This is a genomic window from Akkermansiaceae bacterium (assembly GCA_019634595.1).
Taxonomy (GTDB): Bacteria; Verrucomicrobiota; Verrucomicrobiia; order Verrucomicrobiales; family Akkermansiaceae; genus Luteolibacter.
On sequence record JAHCBC010000007.1, the window covers coordinates 55447 to 77971 of the forward strand.

Consider the following 22525-nt stretch of genomic DNA (forward strand, 5'->3'; position numbering starts at 1 on the left):
ATCATGCGGAGCATCAGTCAGTGGTTGAGATGTGAGGAATCCGGCGGGCCTTTCACCCACTGCGTCCGCTGTCGGCTGCCACTCAGGGAGATCGCCGCGCCATGGCTGGTCAACAAGGACTACCACCGGGAGGAATGCGTGCTGGAATACGCGATCTGCCAGCCGTGCCGCGATGTGATGTCGGCGGAGTTTTCCGAGGAGTCGAAGGAGTCCGTCCGCAACTTCCTCGAAAAGGAGGTCGATTGGGAGGAACGGCAGAAGGAATTCATGCTGATGCATGATGACGCGGAACGCCTGGAGGCCTGCATCTCCTGCCGGAAAGGGCGGGGGGAGTGTGAGGGCTTCTCCATCTCATCGCTTTTCGATGCCGGTGGGAATCTGGTCACGGGGCCGCTGCCGCTGCTGGTCTGCAACGGATGTGTCGGCAGGATCATGGCAGGGGTGTCCCCGGAGAGCAGGGAGGTGTGGCGGCGATTCATCGCCGATCACTTCGACGGCCCGCCGGATGAGGACGGCATGGAAGGTTTCGGCCTCTTCTGACCGGGTCAGGCGTGTGACAGCGCTTCCTCGAACACGGAGATGATGTGCTCCAGCGATTCCTGCCCGACGGATACCCGCAGCAAGTTCGCCGACACACCGCATCCTTCCGCCCATTCAAGCTCGGTGTAGTGCGCGAGCATGGTGTAGGGGCAGACGAGTGTGAACGAGGTGCCGAAGCTGGGACCCTTGCTGAAGCGCAGGGAGTCATAGACCTTCGGGGTTTTTTTCTGCGACTTCAAGACGAAGGAAAGCAATCCGCCGAAGCCTCCGCCGGGACGCATGACGTCCTGGTAGTGCTCCGTATTGACCAGCGACGGGTGCCACACCTCGGCGACGGCGGGATGGGCCGCAAGCCACTTGGCGAGCGCCAGGCCGTTTTCGTTGATGATCTTCATCCGGGCCGTGTAGCCCTTCATGTTGGAAAGGAGGACCTCCGCATCTCCGATGTAAAGCGGTGCGTTTTCCGTGGAGTCTTCCGCGAGGGATTGGCGGAACTGTTTTGCGAATGGGGATCTGTCGCGCACCCCTGCCATGCCAGCCATGACATCGCCCGCACCGGACACCCATTTCGTGAGGCTGCCGGTCACCACATCCGCGTATTTCAGTGCGTCCACGTTCAGCGGACCGGCGGCGGAGTCATCCACCACCAGAGGAGTGTTGCCCTCCGCACATGCCTCCGCGACACGCTTGAGGTCGATGGTGCGGAGGAGAGGGTTGCTGGGGACCTCCGTGAAGACTCCGGCGAATTCGCCTTGGCGGATGCGCTGGAGAGCTTCGTCGAAGGATTCGCCGACGGCTTCGTTCAGATAGACAACGCCATGGCCGAAGAGTTCCTGGATTTTGAGGGAGTCCACATAGGGGAACTCGATCTGCAGGGTTTTCTTGCCCTCCAGCATGCCCGGGAGAGCGCGCTGGACCGCGGTGACGGCGGACATGCCGCTGGTGAAAATGAAGACATCCTCCGCAGGGATATTGAGATATTTGGCGACAGAGCGTGCGACGAGATGGGACTTCGATCCTTCGCGCAGCTTGCCTTCCAGGAAATCCTCCGCCTGGCGGCTGCTCACGACCTCGCCGGAGAACCTCCAGTAGTATTGTGCGTCGGCCTTGGCCTTCGCGGGCACCACCAGCACCTGGAGGCCATGGAAGCTGGCGATCCGGACGGCGGTCGATGACTGGCGCTCCACCCACCGGTGGGCGCGCTGGACGGCACCGCGGGTAGGCAGCACGATGACTTCCTCATTTTCCCCGGCGACCTCGCTTTTCGCGGTGGTGAACAGGCGCTCCACAAGTGGATGGCGGAAAAACCGTGGATAGCCCGTGCGCATCCGGCGCGTGACTTTTTCACGTCCTTCCTCATAGCCCACAATGGCATCCCAGGTAGGGAGACATACCGAGCACGCGTGCAGGGAATCTGGGAGCGGTGCCCCCAGATCCTCTTCTTGCCACGCAGGGTCCGCAATCAGGTCACGCATCGCAGGAACTGCATGCCCGGACCTCGGGCGGAGGGCAAGCCGCATCTGAGCGAAGGGGCGAAAGTTTCCGGAAAAGTTGATTGTAATGAAATTGCATTGTCGAAAAGCGGAAGAATCCGCCGGTTTCAACGGCGTTATTTCACCCCAGACGCAGGGCCGCCATGCCCAGCCCGGCCAGTGCCATCAGCACACAAGCGGGCCTTTCCACCGCACTGCGGTACCAGGCGCGGTTCCAGATCAGGGCGACCGCCGCATAGGCGAGGCCCAGCACCGCCAGTTGGCCGAACTCCACGCCCAGGTTGAAGCTGAACAACGCGGGCAGGAAGTCCTCACGGGGGATCGGCGTCGCCGCGAACGAGTGGGCGAACCCCATCCCATGGACCAGCCCGGAAACAAACACGACCCACGGCCGCCAGGCCCGCAGGCGGTTCCCGGCGTAAAGGTTTTCCACCGCCACGAAGGTGATGCTGAGCGCGATGGCCACCTCGATCCACTCCACCGGCAGGGCGATCACTCCGTAAAGGGACAGTCCCAGCGTCAGCGAGTGCGCCACCGTGAACAACGTCATCTGGAGCAAAAGCAGCGGAAAGCTACGGCTCAGGAAAAACAGCCCCAGGATGAACAGCACGTGGTCCAGCCCGTCCGGCAGGACATGGGTGAACCCGCTCAGGAAATACGTCGGGATCACCGCGCCGGCGGCGGCCAGCGCGATGATCGACCCGATGAGGACACGCATCATTGACGTGCGGGATACTGGAAGATCCGGCCCCGGAGGAAAGAAGGATTTCCCCCCGGCGGACACCCATGGTCAGAACCTCTTCGTGAAGGTCACGCGGAAGGTCCTTGGTTCCGAAGGGTGGAGGTGGATGTCCTCATGGCCGCCAGTCGGTCCGGTGCCCGCCGCCTCCCCGGGCATCAGGGATTCGTAGAAATACTCGATGTCGTTGTCCTTCCGGTCGAGCAGGTTCAGGCAGTCCAGGGAGACTTCCCAATCGTTCTTCCGGTAGCCGATGCGGGTGTTCACCTGGAGGCTGGCGCGGGATTCCTCGCTGCCGTCCTCGATGAGAGGCCGCGGGCTGAAATAGCGCGACCGCAGGGTGCCGAAGAAGCCTTCCTGCTTGCCGATCGTGATGCCCGCGCTCCAGACAAACGGAACGGCTCCCGGGATCTTGTCATCGCCGCCCACGCCCTTGAGCTTCCCTTCGGAGAGCGTCACTTCGTTGTCAACCATCAGCCACTCCGTCGGACGCCAGTAGGTGGCCCACTCCACGCCATACCGCTCGGTGGCGGGGCCGGCCTCCGATGTACCAGCATCCCCGACATACAGCAGTTCGGAGTCACTGTGGAGGTAGAAGAAGGAAAGCGTGCTGACCACGTTCTCCAAGGCCTCCGTCCGCACGCCGATCTCCCCGCCGTAGGTGCGCACCAGCGGATCCACACCGTCCACGCCGAGGTTCACGCCGCGGGCATCATTGCTGTGGAAGCCGTAGCCGCCGCTCACATAAAGCTCGGTTTCATTCCATGGCCCGAAGACGAGGTTCAGCTTCGGCGAGATGATGGCGTCATTGTCACTGCCGGAGTTCACGGGGTTGTCGCTGTCCACGTCGAAGTGGAAAAAGTCCGCCCGGATGCCCGGCTGCACGCGGAACCATGGATTCACATGGAAGTCGAGCGAGCTGAAGATGCCCACCGTGTTCACCGTCACGTCATCCTGCCGGATGGTGCCGGTCCGCGCGCGGTCGGTGGTGTTGTAGAGGCCGATGTCGTTGAGGAAATCATTGCGGGTCTGCACGCCCACGATGAGGCGGTTCTTTTCCGCGAAGTCCCACTCCCGGCGGACCTCGCCGCCCACGAACCAGCGCTCGTCCTTCTGCTCGAACTGGTCGCCGCCGCCGAGGACGTAGGTGAAGTTCGAGAACAGATCGAGGTCGTAGTAGCCGGCGTAGGCGTTCACATGGGTGCGGCCGTTGGTGTGCTCACGGTCCCACGCGGCCATCAGGCTGTAGCGGTTCGAGTTCCCGCCCAGGGTGGGGTCGATGTTACCGAAGCGGCTGAGCGTTCCGTCGTCGATCGCACGCTTCGGGATCTGGTCGGTGGAGTTCCAGTCACCGGTGTAGGCCATGGCGGTGAGGCTGAACTTGTCCTGCCCCGCTTCGTGGAAATACTTGAGGAATCCGTTCGCCCGCTCGGAGTCGGACTTCATCGTCCACGGTCCGTCATAGTAGTTGTACTCCAGCGCGTAGGTGAGGCCGGATCGGACGGACAGGCCGCCATCTCCGGAGGAGAGGTCGATGGTGTCGGCGACCAGGCCACGGTAGAAATTGTCCTCGCCGATGGTGAAGCTGGCGATCCCGGATGGCAGCATGTCGAAGAAACGGAACTTGGCCGCTCCGGCGGTGCTCAGGTCGCCCAGCTCCGCGAAGAACGGACCTTTCCAGTAGTCGATGGATTCGACCAGTTCCGGGATGATCGGGTTCAGGTCGGCGTAGCCCTGGCCGTGGGCGTGGGTGATGAAATTCACCGGCTGCCCGTCCATGAAGATCGAGAAGTCGGTGCCGTGGTCGAGGTTGAAGCCGCGGACGAAATACTGGTTCGCCTTACCGTCGCCGGAGTGTTGCGTGATGATGACGCCGGGAACGGATTCCAGCAGTTCACCGCGCCGGAGGAACGGGCGCTCGGCGAGTTCCTTGGCGCTGGTCTGGCCCTGTGAGGAGGTCCGTGCCTTGCCGATGAGGTGCTCCGCCTTGCCGACCACCTCCACGGTGGGCAGCTCTTGGGAGGTATTGGTGGATTGGGCGTTCGCGCCGAGTGAGAGGACGAAAAGGTAGAATGGGGAAAAACGGGAAAATTTCATATTGGAGGAGGATTGGAGACAAACAAACGGGACCACGCGGAACGGATCATGTCCGTCCCGGCGCGGGGTGGGTCGTTGTTCATCCAATCCTCGGCGGCGGCCCCGGCGGAGCCTGCGGCCATACCGGCGTCCACCTGCGGCACCAGTCGGAACAGGCGGCCAGTCCGATGGACGGCGGCGGCAGCGTGCGACCCATGCGCCAGTCGGTCGCGGGCATCTTCACCTTCCCGGAATCCTTGACGGGTTCCTTGGACGGGGAGGGGGCCTTTTCGCTTTTGGATGCCATCGGCTTTCCGGCTGCGAGGGCGGCTTGGAATTCCCCGCTGCGCCATGCCTTCGTGAAAGCCGGGCCGATGCCTTCCTGCGGGATCTCACGCACCGTGAGTTTGCACAGGAGGCTCACCTGCAGGATGATCAACGGCCCCGCCATGAGCTGGAACAATGCCAGCGCATAGAGCCATTTCGCCTTCCTGAGGCATGGGATCCTGAACACGGCACGGATGCTGGCAGCTCTAACAGCGGCGGGCAATTTCAATCACGCTTCCCGATAGGGAAATCCACTCTCTCCCTCACAGCGTTTTCAACGCGGTGTCCGGACTAAGATCCCTGAAAAGCCGGGCGGCGTTGATCTTCGCCACATCAGTGGAAAACCCGCTGTCGCGGAAAACCACGCGGACCGGCTGACGTTCCGCCAGTTCCCGGATGAGGGCATCATCCACCCCGGTGGCGAAGCAAGCGGCCAAGGCGTTCTCCGCGACGAAGAAGACCTTCTTCCCGGCGAGTGTTTCCTCCCGGATGGGCAGACCCAGGTCCACACCGCAGCCCAGCATCACCTGGAACAGCAGATCCTCATCCGTGCGGCTGTCGCTCCCGACTTTCAGAACGCGGAAGCCGATGTCCGGCGGGGTTTCTCCCGGAGGGAGCCTTGATCTCCATTCCTCCAGAACCTTCTTTCCGGCACGGCGGAGGCGCTCCTTGCCGATCTCCGCGATGGTCGTGTAGCCGGCCTTCCGCGCGTCGCTCCTGTCATCGCACGGCTCCGCAAGCTGGACCATGATGTGGCGGCGGTTGCCACCATCCTCCGCATTGAGTTTCATGACCGCGTGGGCGGTGGTAGCGGATCCGGAGAAGAAATCGAGCACGATGGCATCCCGGCCGTCGATCAGCCGCAACAGGAAGGCGACCAGTTCCGTGGGTTTGCAGAAGGGGAAGGGGATGCCAAGCGCCTTGAGCTCCTTCGTCCCCCGGGAGTTCGGGTAGTCGTAGATGACATCCTCCGGATGCAGCGTCGCTTCGGCGTCCTCGTCGAAATAGACCTTCGGGTAGATGTTCCACTTCGACTGCCTGCCATGCTCATCCAGCAGCGGGTTTCTCGATGATGCCGGCGTGAAGATCAGCAGATGCCTCTGCCGCAGATAGGTGTCCACCGACCACCGCCACACCTTGTCCGCGTTGGAGAGGGGTCTGACTTTGCTGCCGTCCTTGCGCTCCTCAGGGAAGACATTGCCCGGAGGAATGATCAGGCTGCCGTCCGGTGCCTCGATGTAATACCGCTGGTTCGGGCGGGAATCCAGCGACGGCTGGAACAGGGACGCCCCGCTCTTTTTGTATCTCCGGCCGTTCTTCTCGGACCGGGTGTAATCGCCGATGTCCCGGACCTTCCTGACGCCGAACTCCGGCAGGTCCCGGATGCTCTTCGCATAGGCGAGGATGTAGTCCTTCGTCGGGCGGAAGTGGGTCCCCTTGTCGGAGGTCCGTTTCGCGATCCTCGTGACCTGGGAGATGAAGTTGTCGCTGCCGAAGATCTCGTTGCACAGCTTCTTCAGGTTGGCGATCTCATCGTCACCGATGCTGATGAAAATCACGCCATCATCCGCCAGCAGGTTCCTCGCCAGCTTCAGCCGGGGATACATCATGGACAGCCATCCGGAGTGAGTGCGGCCATTCGTCGCGGACAGAGCGTCGCCCTCCTCATCCACTTCACCGGAGCCGCGGGCATATTCTTCCCGGCTCATGGAGAAATCATCGTCATAAATGAAGTCGTTGCCCGTGTTGTAGGGAGGGTCGGTGTAGATCACCCTGATCTTGCCGTGGTAGCTCTCCAGGAGCAGCTTCAGCGCGTCGAGGTTGTCGCCCTCGATGTAGAGGTTGCCGGTGGTGTCGAAATCCACCGACTCCTGCCTGGCGGGGCGGAGGGTCTTGTCGATGGGGGAGTTCGCCAGGGCGAGCGCAGCCCGTTTTCCCGGCCAATCGAGCCGGTAGCGTTCCTGCGGGCCGTCCACCAAGTCCGGCGAAAGCTCCTGCCGCAGCAGATCAAAGTCGATGGCGCGAACCGTCTTTCCATCGGCGTCCGTGGTTTCCGTCACGCAGTTCGGAAACAGCCTCGCGATCCGGTCCACATTCCGGGCAGTGAGGTCAGGAGTCTGGAGGTCGAGGCGATCCATGCGGGCGGAGGAGGTCGTGCCGGGCACGGCTTTCTACACATGCCGATGGCAGGGACAAAGCTTCCGTTTTTGCGTCATCGGAACTGCCAGGGGTGTGGGTCCAATGACGGGCTTACAGCAATCCGATGGATTGAATTCCGCATTACATACATTGTAACAAGTAACTATTGGCGACCTCAGGAGGCCGGATTCCCACCCTTAATCCAGAAAACCAACCGGTTCCGGACTTCCAGCTCCCCGGAGTCCACTTGCTGCCACTCCATCTCCGCCTGCAGTTCCGGAATCTGTCGGTAACCCCGCTTGTTCCAGAAGGCTTCGTTGGTCCGGTAGTCCGCTGGCTTCAATCGATGATCGTCCGGGCGCACGACCGCACAGAATGCGGTGACCGCGTAGCCGAGGCTGGCGGCGTGCTTTTCCCGCTCATCGAAAAACCGGTGCCCGATGCCTTGGCCGCGTTCCTCCTTCGCCAGGACGGATTCTCCGAAGTAAAACACCGTCGAGATGTCCCAGCCTGCATCCAGAAACGGCTTCTGGAACGCTTCGTCGGCTTCGGACAGCGGCAGGCCCGTGGAGATGCCGACGGCGCGGCCGTCACGGACCGCCAAGACGATCACGGCATTTGCGGACTCTCCATAGGTGGCCAAATAGCCGCGCTCATACTCTTCCGTGCCTTCGTAGAGGTAAGGATATTCGCGGAAAACGGCGATCCTGAGCCGGGCCGCATCCGCCAGATACGGCTGGAGCGATTCCCCCACGGCACTGAAGACCTCAATCATTACTTGTGACAATCCGAATCACCCTTTCGGCAGGCCAGCCAGCAGAGTTTCCCACCTCGCCTTGAACGTCGCATTGTCCAGCGAGAGCCGGTCGGCGGCGGCAGTGGCCCGTGCCCGGTCCCCCACCAGCCAGTCATAGGCGATGGCCGTTTCATGTCGGGGCTGCAGCTTTTCCGTCTCCGCGGCGCGGCTACGTGAGTAGGTGGTGCGGTAGAACTGGACGGCGGATCCGGGGTCGATGTCCCCCCACCCGAACTGGCCCGCCTGCCCGCCCGGAGCGATGCCGGAGAGCTGCCCGGGAGCGGTGATTTTCACCTGGTCGATGGCCTCGCCGGTGCGCAGCCGGAGCTGGACCGGCTGGAAACTGCCACTGATCTCCTGTTCCAGGAAATCCAGAAAATCAATCGCAAGTCGGTTGATTTCCAACAAGGAATCACGTTTCGCCCCGGGTGGATCGGCGGTGAGTGACTTGAGGAAGTCCGCCGTCTCCCGGAAGCGGCATGCTTTGGTGAGTTCCTGAAACTTCACCATCGGATCATCCGGAGAATCGGGCACCGCAGGGGCAGCTTCGGCCACCACCGGCGCCTTCGCGGGAGCCGCCTCCAGCAGGGCGATCTGCCTCCGCAGGTCGAGCTGGAAGGCGCGGATGTTGAACCGGGTGCGCCCTTGGGTTTTCACCGCGGGCAGGAGTTTCTCACAGATGCTGATGGCCGCCAGGCAGGCGGGTTTCTCAGCCGGAATGGAAGCGAAAACCTTGTCGGAGAGTAGCCGATGGTCCTCCAGATAGTCCTTCGAGATCTTCTGGTAGATCTGCACCCACTGGTCCTTCGGCTTGAAGCGGGCTTCCGCGAGCGGTTCGAAGAAATCCTTCGCCGCGGAATCCGAAAGCCCCTGCTCCCAGTTTTTCAATCCGCCGAGGATCATCGTCAGCGCCCAGGCGGCGTCGTGCTCGGCAGGCGCGAACGGCTCCATCGGTTCGATCGCGTCAAGCTTGGCGAGCGTCCGCACCAAACGGTCCCCGGAGCGCTGTTCGGCGAGTTCCGTTTTGCGGATGTGCGCCGCCGCCAGTCGCGCCTCTTTCCGGGCCGCGTCGTTCCTGCCATCCAGGAAGGTTGCCACGGCGGCCTCAACCCCCGCCCAGCTCCGGGTGGGTTCCTGGACGTCATCGTCGTCCCTCAGGGCGACGAAAATTTGGGAGGCTTCCGGATATTTGCCTTCTTCCATCGCCTGCCGGGCCTCGCGGTAGAGCTGGCCGATGGCGGCGTTGCCCCCATTCCCCTCGGTGATCTCCTGGGAGGCGATGAGGGTTTCCTCCTCCTTCTTCGCCGGTTCCTCCCGCAGCACCCACACCACTCCAGCCACCACGGCAGCCAGCACCACGGCGGCAGCCGCACCGATGGCAATCCATTCCTTTTTCCGGGCGGCGGCGCGGGTCTCCCCGGTGCGTGATTTCCCTTTCTTCAGCCGGGACTGGGCCACCTTCAGTTGGGAGATCATCTCCTCATAGGAGGAAAACCGCGCCTCACGGGCATAGGCCATGGCCTTGTCCACGATGGCGCAGGTATCATCCGTCACATCCGCGGCGGCGGTTCTCAGCGGCCTTATGTGCTTCTTCGCCTCGCGGAGCTTGTCCGTTGCCATCGTCTCCTCATCGCACGGCGGTTTCCCGGCGAGGGCGTGGTAAAGGGTCGCGCCGAAGGCATAAAGGTCGGAGCGGAAGTCCTCCGGATGGCCCTCGATGGTCTCCGGCGGCACATAGTAGGGCGTGGCCCAGATTTCCTGGGCGGTGGCGCTGCCGTCCTTTGTCAGCAGGGCGAGGCCGAAGTCCACGATCTTCGCGCTGCCCTGGGCATCCAGCAGGATGTTGCCAGGCTTGATGTCACGGTGGATCAGCCCTGCGGAGCGGGCGGCCTCCAGACCCTCCGCGACCTGCACGGCGAAGGGCAGGATCTCCGCCTCCGGGATCTTCCCCCGCTCCCGGATCTGATGCTCGAAATGGCCGCCGGGGACGAGTTCCATCGCGATGTAAAAGCGGTCGAACGCCCTGCCGGTGGTGAATACCCGGACGACGTGCGGGTGGCTGAAGGAGGCGGTAATGCGGGCCTCCTCCTCGAACGCGGCGATGCGTTTTTCATCGGCGGAGTAGGCTTCGTTGAGGATCTTCAGCGCCACCTCGCGGCCCAGGGTGTTGTCCATCGCCACGAAAACGAGGCTCATCCCCCCCTCCGCCAGCCGCCGGGTGAGCGTGTAGTGGCCGAACTCCGTCTTCACCCGCTCCTTCGCCCCGCAGGTGGGGCATTCCACGTTGGAAAAGGGAGCCACCGCGGTGACGTTCATCGCGTTTCCGCATGTCCCGCAGTTGGTGATGGTCTGCTCCGGTTCCGGCATGAGCGTTTCTATCTACGTGCCCCGCCGCTGGAAACTTGAAACTTGTCCGAAGTTTTTTCCCGGAAAGACTCCCGCCAGTGGAAATCCAGGTCGAAACGAACTCCGGGGAGCGGCTGGACGCCTTTTTGGCGTCGCAGCTCGCGGACCTCTCGCGCTCGCGCATCCAGACGCTCATCCGCGACCAGTTCATCCTTGTGAACGGCAACCCGGCGAAACCACGTGACGGCGTGAAGGCCGGCGACCGCATCTCCGTGGCCCTGCCGGAAGCCGTGCCGGACAAGGCGCAGCCACAGGACATCCCGCTGGATGTGATGTATGAGGATGACGACCTGCTGGTGTTGAACAAGGCGTCCGGCATGGTGGTCCACCCCGCCCCGGGAAATCCGGACGGCACGCTGGTGAACGCACTCCTCCACCACTGCAAGGGGAAGCTCTCCGGCATCGGCGGCGTCGAGCGGCCGGGCATCGTCCACCGGCTGGACAAGGACACCTCCGGCTGTTTGGTGGTGGCGAAGTCCGACCCGGCCCACCAATCCCTGGTCACCCAGTTCTCCGAGCGCAGCACCATGGAGAAAATCTACCTGGCGGTGACGGATGGCGTGCCGAAGCCAGTAAAGGACACCGTCTTCACCCACATCGGCCGGCATCCGGTGAACCGCCAGAAGATGGCGGTTGTGAACCCGCCCGGAGGAAAGACCGCCATCACCGACTACGAGGTGCTGGCCACGGATGCCGCCACCGTGACCGCGCTGGTGCTGTGCCACCTGCACACCGGCCGCACCCACCAGATCCGCGTCCACATGCACCACAAGGGCGCACCGCTCGTCGGCGATCCCATTTACGGGAAGTCCAACAAGAACGCCACCCATGCCGGGCGGCTGATGCTGCACGCCTGGCGCCTCGCTTTCAACCATCCCATCACCGGCCAGCCGCTGAAGTTCGAGTCCCCCATCCCGGCGGAGTTCGAACCCTGGACCTCCAAAGCTCCGCTCCCATGAACAACGACCTCCTTCCCGATCTACTCATCGCCGTCGAGCAGCAGCTCGTTTCCCCGCAGACCCCCTATGTCCGCAAGACCCTCGACCGGCTGGTGAAGCTGGAGATCGGGGAAGCCGATGCGAAGACGCAGATCGCCATCTGTCTGGGCGAGCAGATGGACGAGGTGATGCGGACGAAGAAACCCTTCGATGAAAAGGCCTACCGCGCCGCGCTGGAGGAACTGCCATTCGCGGACGAGGAAGAGGACGACGAAGAAGAGGGCGAGGAGGAATGACCCGGCTGGCGGGGCCTATATCATGCCCCCAAGAAATCCGCCCATGCCGCGTTTCCACCCAATATGAAACGCCGGCATTTCCTCGGGCTGTCCATCGCCTCGCTGTTGGCAAGCGGATCCGCCATCGCCGCGGAGGACGCATCCGGCCTGCCCGCCATCCGCAGCCATACGTTCACCGTGCCCGCCCGCATCGAGACCTCGGCGCAGGATGGTGGTGAGCGCCTGTTCATTTCGGATGGGAAGCAGAGCTTCCAGTTCTTCTACGCGTCGCATGATACGGGCCGCCGCCTGTCCCCCTTCCCCTTCGTGCTGGAGGCGGGAAAGACCTATACTTTCACCGTCGAGGAACGGCCATTCCCGCCCATGGTGAGGATCCGGGATGAAGGCGCGAAGGAGGAGGACAAGGTGCCGGACTACTTCTGGACGCCGGTCCTCATCCGTGTGGTGGATGGGGATGTGGCGCTGTTCGACATGGAGGTGTGCGAACTCCACAAGTGCCGCATGGAGCGGAGGGAGGTCCCCATCACCTATGGCCTCATCCGCGTCCAGCGGGGCCTGCCGACGCTGGAACAGGAAAAGGAGCTGTTCCCCCATCGCCGTGACTACGTTCTGGGCGGTTGCATCGTTATGCCTGGCAAGAAAACGGAGACCATGTATATCTGTCCGGAATGCAGGGCCGCCTACGAAGCCTGGCGGAAGGCAAATCCGGAACCCACCGACTGAACGCCATGAGACGCAGCATGACTTTCATTCCTTCCCTGATCGCCATGCTGTGCGCTGGTGCCTGTTCCCCTGTCAGCGGATCGGTTTTCCGGGAACCGCGTGATGCGAAGGTGTGCGGAATCCACCATCTGCCTCTGGAAACCAGGAAGGTCGCCATCTCCTACGGCCTTCCTCCGGCCCCTGGAAAGGGCGACCCCACCGCGGACCAAACCGCCCGCCTCTTTCCCCACCGCACCCGCAGTGTCGAAGGAGGATGCATGGTCGGCCCGGAGAAAACCGCCGCCCTGAAGGTGTGCAAGGGATGTGATGCCGCCCATGCGGACTGGCTGGCGAAGCGCCGGTGAATGAGGATCAACCGTTACCCAGTGATGAACCCGATCAAGAGAGCCATCCGCGCATTGATGGGGAATCCATGGCTCCCCGTTTTCATCGGCATTCCCTTTCTGGCCATCGCATGGCTGGCCGCCAACTACGTGCGGCCGATGGGCGAGGACTATTACGGACTGTTCGCACTTTCCATCGCCGCCGCCCTGATCGGCAGCAGCTTCCTCGGGATCTCCCTCTTCCGCGGTGATACTGTGATCCGGATCCTGGCTGTGCTGTTCCTGCTTTCGAATTGGAAGATTGCGACCGAATGGATCGAGGTTAAACCATGGATATCGAGGACGGCGGTGTACCCGGTCCCTCCGGCGAGGATATCGGTGGTCGACTCACGGCCAACAATGGAGCCCAAGGATGGCTATACGAGGATCGTGCTCGCAGGTTCCGATCCTGAAATATCCTTTTATGACCATCGGCTTCCCGCCAATCTGCTGGCTGCGGATCAATCCTACCGATTCACGTTTGAGGAGACGGCATACCCTTACATCAGCGGGTTGCAACAAATGGAGAACGGCAAGATCACCCTCATGGGGCAGCGACACCCGCCCGAGCCACCGGATTTCATGTGGACGCGGGAAATCCTGACGGTCGAGCGCGACGGATCAACGATCTTCGACCGCACTGTCTGTGAGGTGCATCATGAGAAGATGGAGCGCCGGGATCTGTCGATCAGCTACGGCCTTCCGGATATGAATTACTTCCCGCCACCCTTGGTGGAAGCGAAGGAATTTCCCCATTACCGGGAGTTTGTGCTCGGCGGCTGTTGTGTCGTCGTCGGCAGGGATACCCAAAGGGGCTTTGTCTGCAGTGGCTGCGTGAAAGCTTTCAAGGAGTGGCAGAGCAAGAACCCTCTTCCTGTGAGATGAGCATGAGTTTTCCATAGCGGGTCTTTTCCCGGCGGGAAACCACCTTGCATCCCACCCCTTCCGCCATTATGGCTCCCGCGTGTCCAAGATGGACGAGCGCACGCGGGCATGGCTGCGCCGCGTGGTCACACTGCCGGAATTCACCCCACGCCTGGCCCCGTTGGCTTCCGGCGATGGCGAACTTGTGCTTGATCACGCCGCTGAGGCCTCCCACGCATTCCTTGCGGCGGTGACGATCCTCGCCTCCCGCGACCTGAAAAAGAACCGCCACTGGCTGGTGTGTGATCTTCCCCGGCACCGCGAACGCCTCGCCGCGGAACTGGAGCTATGGGGCATCCGCGCGATGGTCCTGCCGGAGCCACCGACGGAGACGGGAGACGGCACCATCGCGGATCCGGAGTCCGCCGCGGAGTGGTTCGCGGTGCTGGAGACACTCGCACGGTCGGACAAGACGGTGGTCATCTGCGGCAGCGATGCTTTCTCCGGAAAGGCCCCTTCACCCGGTGCGCTGCGCGCCAGCCGCACGCCGCTGCAACCCGGCACCACGCTCGACCCTGCTGTGCTCGCGGGACAACTCGCGGACCATGGCTACGAGCGCACCCCGACCGTTACGGCACGGGGGCAGTTCGCGGTGCGCGGCGGCATCATCGACCTGTTCGCATGGCAGGCGGCGAGGCCCCTGCGGCTGGAATTTTTCGACACCGAGCTGGAGTCCGTGCGGGAGTTCGACCTCGATTCCCAGGCGTCCACCAACAAGCTCACCGAGGCGGATCTGTTGCTCGCCGAACCGGCATCCGAGGCAACGGTGGCCGACTATCGCCGGAAGGATGACCTCACCATTTCCTTCCAGGCGGAGATCCCGCGGCCGGATGTCCGGATCACCGAGGATGCGGCGGATCTGGAGGGAGAGGAAGACTTCACCCTCGCCTGCTACGGCAGTCCGCTGGGAGTGTTCGAGGCCGGGGACTTCGTGCTGGAGGAAGCGCGGCGGGATGCCTTTTTCAAGCAACTCAATGAATGGAAGCGCGACGACTGGGATGTGGCGATGGTCTTCGGCAACAAGGGTGAGGAGGAACGCTTCGCCGAGCTGGCGGGAAAGGATCTGGAGCGGGACCTGGGCCTGATCCCCGTGCGCGGCGAACTGCTCGCCGGATTCACCATGCCGGTGGCAAAGCTGGCGGTCCTTTCCTCATCGGAGCTGTTCGGCCGCTACCGCACGCCCGGCGGGCCGCGCCGCTCCACCCTGGACCGCGCCCGCGCCGCCCGTGCCAGGGCAACGCTGGACGAGATGGAGGAAGGTGATCTTGTGGTCCACTATGAATACGGCGTGGGCCGGTTCAAAGGCATCCACCAGGGCGATGAGGGCGAGGAACTCATCATCGAATACAAGGACGGCTCGCTCCTTTCCGTGCCGCTGGAGCAGGCCCATCTCGTCGGCAAATACGTCGGCCTCGGAGGCAAGACGCCGGAGCTGAACAAACTCGGTGGCACTGCCTGGAAAACGGCACGGAAGGCGGCGGAAAAATCCATCCTCGACTACGCGGCCCAGCTCCTCCGGGTGCAGGCGGAGCGCCAGCATGAAGCGGGCTTCGCCCATCCACCGGACTCGAAGTGGATGTATGAATTCGAGCAGTCCTTCCACTACACCGAGACCGCGGACCAGCGTCGGGCGATCGATGAAACGAAGCTCGACCTGGAGTCACCCCGTCCGATGGACCGGCTGATCTGCGGTGACGTCGGCTTTGGCAAAACCGAGGTGGCGATCCGGGCGGCGTTCAAAGCCATCACAGGCGGCAAGCAGGTGGCCCTCCTCGTTCCCACCACCGTTCTCGCGGAGCAGCATTGGAGGACCTTCCGCGAGCGGATGTCCGACTACCCCATGCGGGTGGATCTGCTCAACCGCTTCCGCACCCCGTCCGAAGTCCGCGAGACGCTGAAGGGGCTGGAGGATGGTTCGGTGGACATGGTCATCGGCACCCACCGGCTGGTTTCCGGGGATGTGCGTTTCAAGGATCTGGGCCTCGTCGTGGTCGATGAGGAACAGCGCTTCGGCGTGGCGCACAAGGAGAAGTTCAAGCAACTCTTCCGCCAGGTGGACGTGCTGACCCTTTCCGCCACCCCCATCCCGCGGACGCTCTACATGGCGCTGATGGGCGCGAGGGACATGTCCACCATCGAGACTCCCCCGCCCAACCGCATCCCCGTTTCCACCACCGTCTGCGCTTATGACGAGCGCGTGATCCGCGACGCCATCAAGCGGGAGATGAAACGCGGCGGGCAGGTCTTTTTTCTCCACAACCGGGTGAAGACCATCGAACTGATGGCATCGAAAATCCGCCAGCTCGTCCCGGAGGCCCGCATCGTCATCGGCCACGGCCAGATGGACAAGGATGACCTGGAGGTGGTGATGCACACCTTCGTCCAGGGACAGGCGGACGTGCTGCTGGCCACCACCATCATCGAGACCGGCATCGACATCCCCAATGCCAACACCATCCTCATCGACCGCGCCGACCGCTTCGGCCTGGCTGACCTTTACCAGCTCCGCGGCCGGGTGGGGCGTGCCGGGGAAAAGGCCTACGCCATCCTGCTCCTGCCACGGGACATGATGACCGTCGGTGATGCCCGCAAACGCATCCACGCCATCAAGCAATACACGGCGCTGGGTTCCGGCTTCAAGATCGCCATGAAGGATCTGGAGATCCGTGGCGCGGGGAACCTGCTGGGGACCAAGCAATCCGGCCACATTTCCCAGATCGGCTTCGATCTTTACTGCCAGTTGCTCAAGCAATCCGTGGAACGCCTGAAAGGGAGGCAGGATGCGCCGAAGACGGAAACCACCTTCAAAGCGGACTTCGTCGCGTTCTCCGAGGCTGCTTTCGCCAAGGAGGATCCGAAAGCATTCATCCCCGCGTTCCTCCCCTCGAACTGGCTCCAGGAAACCAAAATCCGCATCGCCGCGTTCCGGGAGATCTCGGAAGCATTGACGCCGAACGCGGTGAAAAATCTGGAAAAGTCGTGGCGGGACAAATTCGGCAGGATTCCTGCTCCAGCGGACAACCTGATCAAAATTGCACAAATCAAGGCACTTGCCGCCGCTGAGGGGATAGCTTCGGTTGAAATTCAGGGGCAACGCCTGATGCTGCACCGGAACGGAGACTACATTCTCATGGAAGGCCGCCGCTTTCCCCGCTTGCAATCCGCCTCACCACAAGGAAAGCTCGCGGAAGCGATCACCCTGTTGCTCAAATTTTAAATCGTTCATTTTCAAATCAATGACAATCAGTCCATTCGGTGCATTCGCCCTGGTCGCAGCCTTCAGCGGGGCGCTGCTCGTCCAAGCCCAACCAGAGCCACCGACGCCACCGGATCTCCCCGTGGCACCTGAACCAGCCCCTGCCCCGGTCCCCGTGCCGGCGCAGCAGCAGATGCCGTCCGGCCCCATCGAGGTGAACGGCATCGTCGGCAGGGTCAATGGCCGCATCATCACAAAGAACCAGGTGGGCTTCATGCTGGCACCGATCTATGCCCAGCTTGCGGCCCAGTTCCCGCGCCGTGGCCCGGAGTTCGAGCGCCAGTTCATCGAGGCCCAGGACAAGGTCATCCAGGAACTGGTGGATCGCCAACTCATCCTGGATGAGTTCAAGCGGATGGGTGCATCCATCAAGCCCCATTTCATTGATGATGAGATCAAGCGCCAGCTCCGCGAACTCTACAACGGCAACGAGGCGAAGTTCCGCGAGGAACTGAAGCGCAGCCGCATGACCATGGAAGGCTACCGCGAGATGACGAAGGAGAAACTCATCGTCCAGGCCATGCGCCAGCAGAAGTTCGCGGATGCCCCGCCTCCCCTGCCGAATGAAATCAACAGGGAGTATGCGGAGATCAGAACCAGCCTGCGCGACACCAGCAAGGACGTGATCTCATTCCAGAAGATCTTCATCCCCCGTCTCGACCAGCAGAACCCGGGTTCAACTCCGGAAACGCAGCTCACCCTCGCGGAGAGCATCGGCAGCCAGCTCGCGGAAGGAAAGGACTTCGCTGAACTGGCGAAGACCTACTCTAAAGACGCTTTCGCCGAACAGGGCGGCATCCAGAATGATGTGCCCCGCACCGACCTCGCCGCTGAATTCGCCGCCATCATCTTCGATGCCCCCGATGGGAAAGTCGTCGGTCCTTTGGAGGATCCGCAGGGATTCACCCTCGTGAAGGTCACCAAGAAGAACCTCGGTCCATCCCCCGCCCTGCAAGGCGAGGTCCGTCAACAGGTGGAGGAACGTGTGCGCCGCAAGAAGACCTCCGTCCAGTATGACCGCTGGATCGAAGGTCTCCGCAAGAAGGCCATCATCGACATCCGGAAGTGAGTTTTCCGTAGCGGAAGTCGTGAGACTTCCGGCTGAGGGGAAGCTCGTTGGGAACCCGGGCTCGTTCCGGGAAGACATTCCACCTGAAAACCTGGAAGGGCTTGCCATGCTTCCACCCAACCCGCTGGATCTCCCGTGAGATTCGCGCCTCCCGCATTTCTTCGGGTCGCAAATCTCAGATTTTTCTGTCCAGCACCTTCTCCAGTTCCGAATGATACTCTTGTCGTGCCAGTTCATAGCCGCCGAACTGACGGAGATGACTCGTCATCCACTGGGTGTCCAACAGCTTGAAGCCATCCTCACGCAGACGCTCCACCAGCGCGACGAGGGCGATTTTTGAGGCATCCGTCTTCCGCGAGAACATGCTCTCCCCGAAAAACACGCCGGGAAGTTCCACCCCATAGAGTCCTCCCTGCAGGCCTTCCTCATCCCAGCATTCCACCGAATGCGCGTGTCCCGCGGCATGCAGGGCACAATAGCTTTCGAGAATCACCTCATCGATCCACGTTTCCTTCCGGGCCGCGCAGCCCAGCATCACCTCCCTGAAGGCGGTGTTCCATCGGACTTCGAACGGCTTCTTCCGCAGGGATTTTTTCAATCCGTGTGGAATATGGAAGCGGTCATCCAGCGGGATCAGTCCGCGCCGTTCCGGAGAAAACCACAGGATTTCCCCATCTTCCGCCATCGGGAACACGCCACGGGAATATGCCTCCAGAAGCACGTTCGTTGGTATCAGGCGGGACATCCGGGGAGAATTTTCGGTGAATGCGGCCTGTTTGCCAATTTTCAAATCGCATGGACGATGGGAATCCCAAGGTTCCCTGCATGAGGAGAAATTGAACCACGATCGAAGCGCGGCGAAGATGGGCGGGCCTGTTTTTTCCGGGCCGAATGAAGGCAGGGTTGATTTCCACCCCTCCCTGTCGTCCCTGCCTCACGACCGGAGCACGGCGAGCAGCTTCTGCAGGTCCGCCGTCGTACGGGTCATGATGCTGCCATCCGCAGGAGCGTTCTCCGTGAGGGCACGGGTCACACGCTCGCGGGGGATTTCCGCGCGCCCGGCGAGAAACTGGAAGAAATCCGCATCCTTCCTGCCGGCAGCGGCGGCGGCCTTCTGCCCTCCCTCCACGATCCTCTCACGGATGGGGGCCAGCAACGCCGAGCCTTTGTCCAGACGCCACTGGAAGTCCCCCAATGCCTCCAAATGGTGGTCATAGCCCCTCAGCGGGGATGCAGTGGCGGCGGATTCCATGGGGCCGAAGCGGGTGAAGCTTTTCCATAACCAGATGATGAGGGCGACGGCCAGCCCCACCAGCACCGGCCAGAGATGGCGGGCCAGCATCCGCCAGAGGGAGATACCCGCGCCGCGGAGGAACACCACCGACCCTTCCATGGTCGATGATCCGACCAGTGCGGAAAGCAGCGCGGCGTGGTCCTTGTCGCCGATCTTGCGGCTGCGGAAGATCCTCGCATCCGGGATGACGGTCACGCGGCCGTAGCCGTATTCCACCGAGGCGAAATTCCCGTCCTTCGCCGCCGGGGTGGAAACCCGCGCGTTGGTATCCACCTCCACCTCATAGGTCCGCTCCCCGAAGGTGACGGTGGTCCCATCCGGCTTTCTGGCACGGGATCTTTCGATCGTCACTCCGGCATCCTTGAGGAAATCCACCAGCGGTTTCTGGAGTTCCGGCACGCTGCGCTGGTGGTCGCTCCAGTCGTTCCAATCGGAGTCCGAGTATTCCACCAGCAGCACCAGATGTCCGCCATCGGAAACCCACTCCTTCATGGCGGACACCACACCGACATTGTTCAGCACCCCCACGGGCACGAAATAGGCCCTGTGATCCCACTCCGGCTTCACCCAGCCACCGGACGAATGGACGTCATGTCCTTTCTTTCCGACGAATCTCTCGGCGGCCAGCCACGGGTTGATCCGCGCCTTGCCCTTGAAACCGGTCTCCTTGGTCACTTCCTCAAATTCGCAGCCTGCGGAAAGCAGGGCGACCACCATCACGAGGAGCCTGACGAGGTGGTATTTCATCCCACCCTCCTTTCCTTGAAAGGCCAACCCTCGCACAAGGCCCGGACCTCCATCTCCGGAGGTTCCTGCGCGGCGTAGGCCAGCTTCATCCATGCTCCGGTGAGGCCCTTGAAATAATCCGGGTGAGCGATGCTCCCGGCGTCCACCACCCGGCGGAGGCAGTCGCCCTCCGTATCGGATTCCTGGATCTCCACCCGTGCGACATCGATCACCTTTGAGATCGTCCCGCGGTAGAGCAAGGCGAGCGCCTCATGCCGCCGTCCGGCGGTCCAGAGCGCCCAGGCCGCGGTGGGGATGTCCTTTGGAAGGGACTCCGCGGTGACCTCCATCCCCATCACCATCCGTGCGGAAGGTGCCTCCACCAGTTTTCCACCCGCCGTTTTCTGCAGGCGGAACGCGTGGCGGTTGATCCAGATGATCCAAGCCAGGAACGCCAGCAGCACCGCCAGGACCGTGTAGCCGAAGACCAGCGCAACGTAACCCGGAATGCTGCCAAATCCCGACGAAGACTTGCCGGACTTGGGTTTCAAAGCGGGCACCTTATAGGTTTCCGAGTGGACCTTGAAATCCTCATGGGCCTTCACCTCGCGGATGATCTCCTGGTCGGTGGAGGGTTCCTGGGCGTGCGACGGAAGCGGGCAGAACAGGAATGCGGCGAATGCCAGCAGGGCCGCCAGCTTGCCCAACCGTTGTCCCAGCCGCTTGAATGCCAGCTCGACATCCCAGCCTTCCAGCCATGTCCGGTTGTTCACATAGACGCCGAAACCGGCTCCGGTGACGAAGATGTCCACCAGCGCCATGCCCAGCATGGCACAACCGGCGGCGGTCCATGAGATGACCAGCGGGATGTCGAACGGGTTGTTCCTGTCAAAGGACTCGATCGCCGCCTGCCACGGTCCGCTTTCGCCTTCCGGCATCATCATGATGACGATGGCGAACACGCTCAGCGCCAGCCACGCGGCGGTGAGGTCCGCGGCGAAGTAAAGCCACATCACTACTCCGTCCCCGCGCCGGGCGAGCTGCTTCGCGCGCTGGCGGTAGGGCTTTCCACGCAATCCCTCCAGATCCTCCACCGCCAGCGTGACCGGCAGCCATGGGGAGAATCTGGCGACGACCATGCGGTGGAAAAACCGGCGGAACCAAGCGCGCGGGATTTCCCGGAACACCGCCTTCCAATCCGGCCGTTCACCGAACAAGCGGCGGCTCAGATCGAACAGGACCATCCGCGAGCCGACGGGCTTCCACCACCAGAACAAGGCGGCCAGCACCAGCGGCATCTCCCGCAGGAACCACCCGGCGATGAGCAGCGGTGCCAGCAATGCCAGCCACCAGACGGCGAAGCAGCGCCAGAAGTCCCTGCGGACCATGGCGAATCCGAGGTCCACGGCCTCCCAATCGCTGCGGGGCCGGATCTCCGCGGTGACATCCTCAAGACGCATGCCTCACGCCCCTCCCGGCGAACAGAAAGTAGGCGATGTGCAACAGCCAGAAGAAGATCCCGACGGAATACTTCACCGCAGAGGGCACCAACTGGGCGGACCAGAATCCCTCGACGACCGCCGCCAGGGTGGTCAGGAGCGCGGCTCCGTAGATGAGGGGCAGCGTGTGCTTCGTGGTCTCCGCCAGCGCACGGACACGCGGCAGCCGCCCGGGCTTGAGGATGGCCAGGCCCAGGCGCATGCCCGCCATGCCGGCGACCACCATGCCCAGCAGCTCGAACGACGAATGGCCGGCGACGAAGGTCCAGAATGACTCCGGATTTCCCGCCACGTTCACGTATCCCGCCGCCGCGCCGATGTGCACGCCGTTGAAGAGCAGGAAAAACAACGTCCCCACACCCGCTGCCATGCCCCCGGCGAAGATCCGGAAGTCGATGGCGACGTTGTTGTAGATGTAGAAACAGAACATCATGAAGTTCGATCCATACTCGGACCTCAGGTGGGCGATCTGTTGTTCGCGGCCACCATACATCTGGTCCATCGACGCCATCCCCTCCGCCCCCAGCGCGGCCTGCACCCAGCTGATGTCATGGTGGGCGGACAGCATCATGGCGAAAAACGGCAGCCAGAACACCGCGCTGCACAGCCAGAAAAGCTTCCAGTCGGCGCGCACCGCACGGGGGAACCCGGCCGCGGCGAACTCCGCGAACGCCCTCCAGCCGCCGCGGCGCGTGCGGTAGATGATTTCATAGCCACGGATCACCAGCGCGTTGAGCCGCTCCGTGAGGCGGGAGCCATACATGCGGCACTCCGCGAGGGAAAGATCGACACAGAGTTCGCGGAACCGCCGCGGGAGCTGGTCAGCATGCTCGTTCGGCTTGCCCTTTTCCAACGACTCCACGAGGCGTTCGTATTCACGCCAGCGCTCCGCGTTCTTCGACTCGAAATCCCCCACCGTCAT

The 22525-nt window shown here is 62.5% G+C and carries 19 protein-coding genes; 8 read left to right on the forward strand and 11 right to left on the reverse strand.

Translation table 11 applies throughout. The annotated features are described in order from the left end of the window. Positions 1–3 precede the first annotated feature (3 nt). Positions 4–540, forward strand: coding sequence for a hypothetical protein (locus tag KF712_20720; protein MBX3743421.1), 537 nt, complete (start codon positions 4–6; stop codon positions 538–540). Between the two features lie 5 nt (positions 541–545). Here KF712_20720 and KF712_20725 read toward each other — a convergent pair whose 3' ends face one another. From KF712_20725 to KF712_20755, 7 genes are all read right to left on the reverse strand, one after another. Continuing rightward, positions 546–2015, reverse strand: a complete 1470-nt coding sequence (locus KF712_20725) for a PLP-dependent transferase (protein ID MBX3743422.1) — start codon at positions 2013–2015, stop codon at positions 546–548. 139 nt (positions 2016–2154) lie between these two features. Then, a complete protein-coding gene (locus tag KF712_20730) occupies positions 2155–2754 on the reverse strand; it encodes a HupE/UreJ family protein (GenBank protein MBX3743423.1) in 600 nt (199 codons plus the stop codon). 69 nt (positions 2755–2823) lie between these two features. Beyond that, positions 2824–4869, reverse strand: coding sequence for a TonB-dependent receptor plug domain-containing protein (locus KF712_20735; protein MBX3743424.1), 2046 nt, complete (start codon positions 4867–4869; stop codon positions 2824–2826). A 79-nt stretch (positions 4870–4948) separates the two neighbouring features. Next, entirely contained in the window at positions 4949–5362 is a 414-nt protein-coding gene (locus tag KF712_20740; GenBank protein MBX3743425.1) for a hypothetical protein, read from the reverse strand. Positions 5363–5438: 76 nt separating this feature from the next. After that, positions 5439–7313, reverse strand: coding sequence for a site-specific DNA-methyltransferase (locus KF712_20745; protein MBX3743426.1), 1875 nt, complete (start codon positions 7311–7313; stop codon positions 5439–5441). Between the two features lie 176 nt (positions 7314–7489). Next, positions 7490–8089 (reverse strand): GNAT family N-acetyltransferase, encoded by a 600-nt coding sequence (locus KF712_20750; protein MBX3743427.1) that lies wholly within the window; start codon positions 8087–8089, stop codon positions 7490–7492. Between the two features lie 18 nt (positions 8090–8107). Then, positions 8108–10477 (reverse strand): serine/threonine protein kinase, encoded by a 2370-nt coding sequence (locus KF712_20755; protein MBX3743428.1) that lies wholly within the window; start codon positions 10475–10477, stop codon positions 8108–8110. Between the two features lie 77 nt (positions 10478–10554). Here KF712_20755 and KF712_20760 point away from each other — a divergent pair, with 77 nt between their 5' ends. The 7 genes from KF712_20760 (at position 10555) to KF712_20790 (ending at position 18084) form a co-directional block, all read left to right on the forward strand. Then, the gene (locus KF712_20760) at positions 10555–11475 is read left to right on the forward strand and encodes an RluA family pseudouridine synthase (protein MBX3743429.1); all 921 of its coding nucleotides are present in this window, start codon (positions 10555–10557) and stop codon (positions 11473–11475) included. After that, the gene (locus KF712_20765) at positions 11472–11750 is read left to right on the forward strand and encodes a DUF1841 family protein (protein MBX3743430.1); all 279 of its coding nucleotides are present in this window, start codon (positions 11472–11474) and stop codon (positions 11748–11750) included. The genes KF712_20760 and KF712_20765 overlap by 4 nt, the downstream gene beginning before the upstream one ends. A gap of 63 nt (positions 11751–11813) precedes the next feature. Continuing rightward, a complete protein-coding gene (locus KF712_20770) occupies positions 11814–12473 on the forward strand; it encodes a hypothetical protein (GenBank protein ID MBX3743431.1) in 660 nt (219 codons plus the stop codon). 17 nt (positions 12474–12490) lie between these two features. Beyond that, the gene (locus KF712_20775; protein ID MBX3743432.1) at positions 12491–12817 is read left to right on the forward strand and encodes a hypothetical protein; all 327 of its coding nucleotides are present in this window, start codon (positions 12491–12493) and stop codon (positions 12815–12817) included. A 24-nt stretch (positions 12818–12841) separates the two neighbouring features. Continuing rightward, a complete protein-coding gene (locus KF712_20780; GenBank protein MBX3743433.1) occupies positions 12842–13720 on the forward strand; it encodes a hypothetical protein in 879 nt (292 codons plus the stop codon). Positions 13721–13799: 79 nt separating this feature from the next. Beyond that, entirely contained in the window at positions 13800–16976 is a 3177-nt protein-coding gene (gene mfd / locus KF712_20785; protein ID MBX3743434.1) for a transcription-repair coupling factor, read from the forward strand. A 19-nt stretch (positions 16977–16995) separates the two neighbouring features. Beyond that, the gene (locus KF712_20790) at positions 16996–18084 is read left to right on the forward strand and encodes a peptidylprolyl isomerase (protein MBX3743435.1); all 1089 of its coding nucleotides are present in this window, start codon (positions 16996–16998) and stop codon (positions 18082–18084) included. Between the two features lie 175 nt (positions 18085–18259). On the opposite strand, the gene aat is transcribed toward KF712_20790, so the two are convergent. The 4 genes from aat to KF712_20810 all read right to left on the reverse strand — a co-directional run bounded on the left by aat (position 18260) and on the right by KF712_20810 (position 22525). Beyond that, positions 18260–18829, reverse strand: a complete 570-nt coding sequence (gene aat / locus KF712_20795) for a leucyl/phenylalanyl-tRNA--protein transferase (GenBank protein MBX3743436.1) — start codon at positions 18827–18829, stop codon at positions 18260–18262. Between the two features lie 189 nt (positions 18830–19018). Continuing rightward, positions 19019–20125: a hypothetical protein gene (locus KF712_20800; protein MBX3743437.1), complete on the reverse strand. Its 1107-nt coding sequence runs from the start codon at positions 20123–20125 to the stop codon at positions 19019–19021. Further along, a complete protein-coding gene (locus tag KF712_20805; protein MBX3743438.1) occupies positions 20122–21564 on the reverse strand; it encodes a hypothetical protein in 1443 nt (480 codons plus the stop codon). The genes KF712_20800 and KF712_20805 overlap by 4 nt, the downstream gene beginning before the upstream one ends. Next, positions 21554–22525: a stage II sporulation protein M gene (locus KF712_20810; protein MBX3743439.1), complete on the reverse strand. Its 972-nt coding sequence runs from the start codon at positions 22523–22525 to the stop codon at positions 21554–21556. Before KF712_20810 ends, KF712_20805 begins: the two co-directional genes overlap by 11 nt.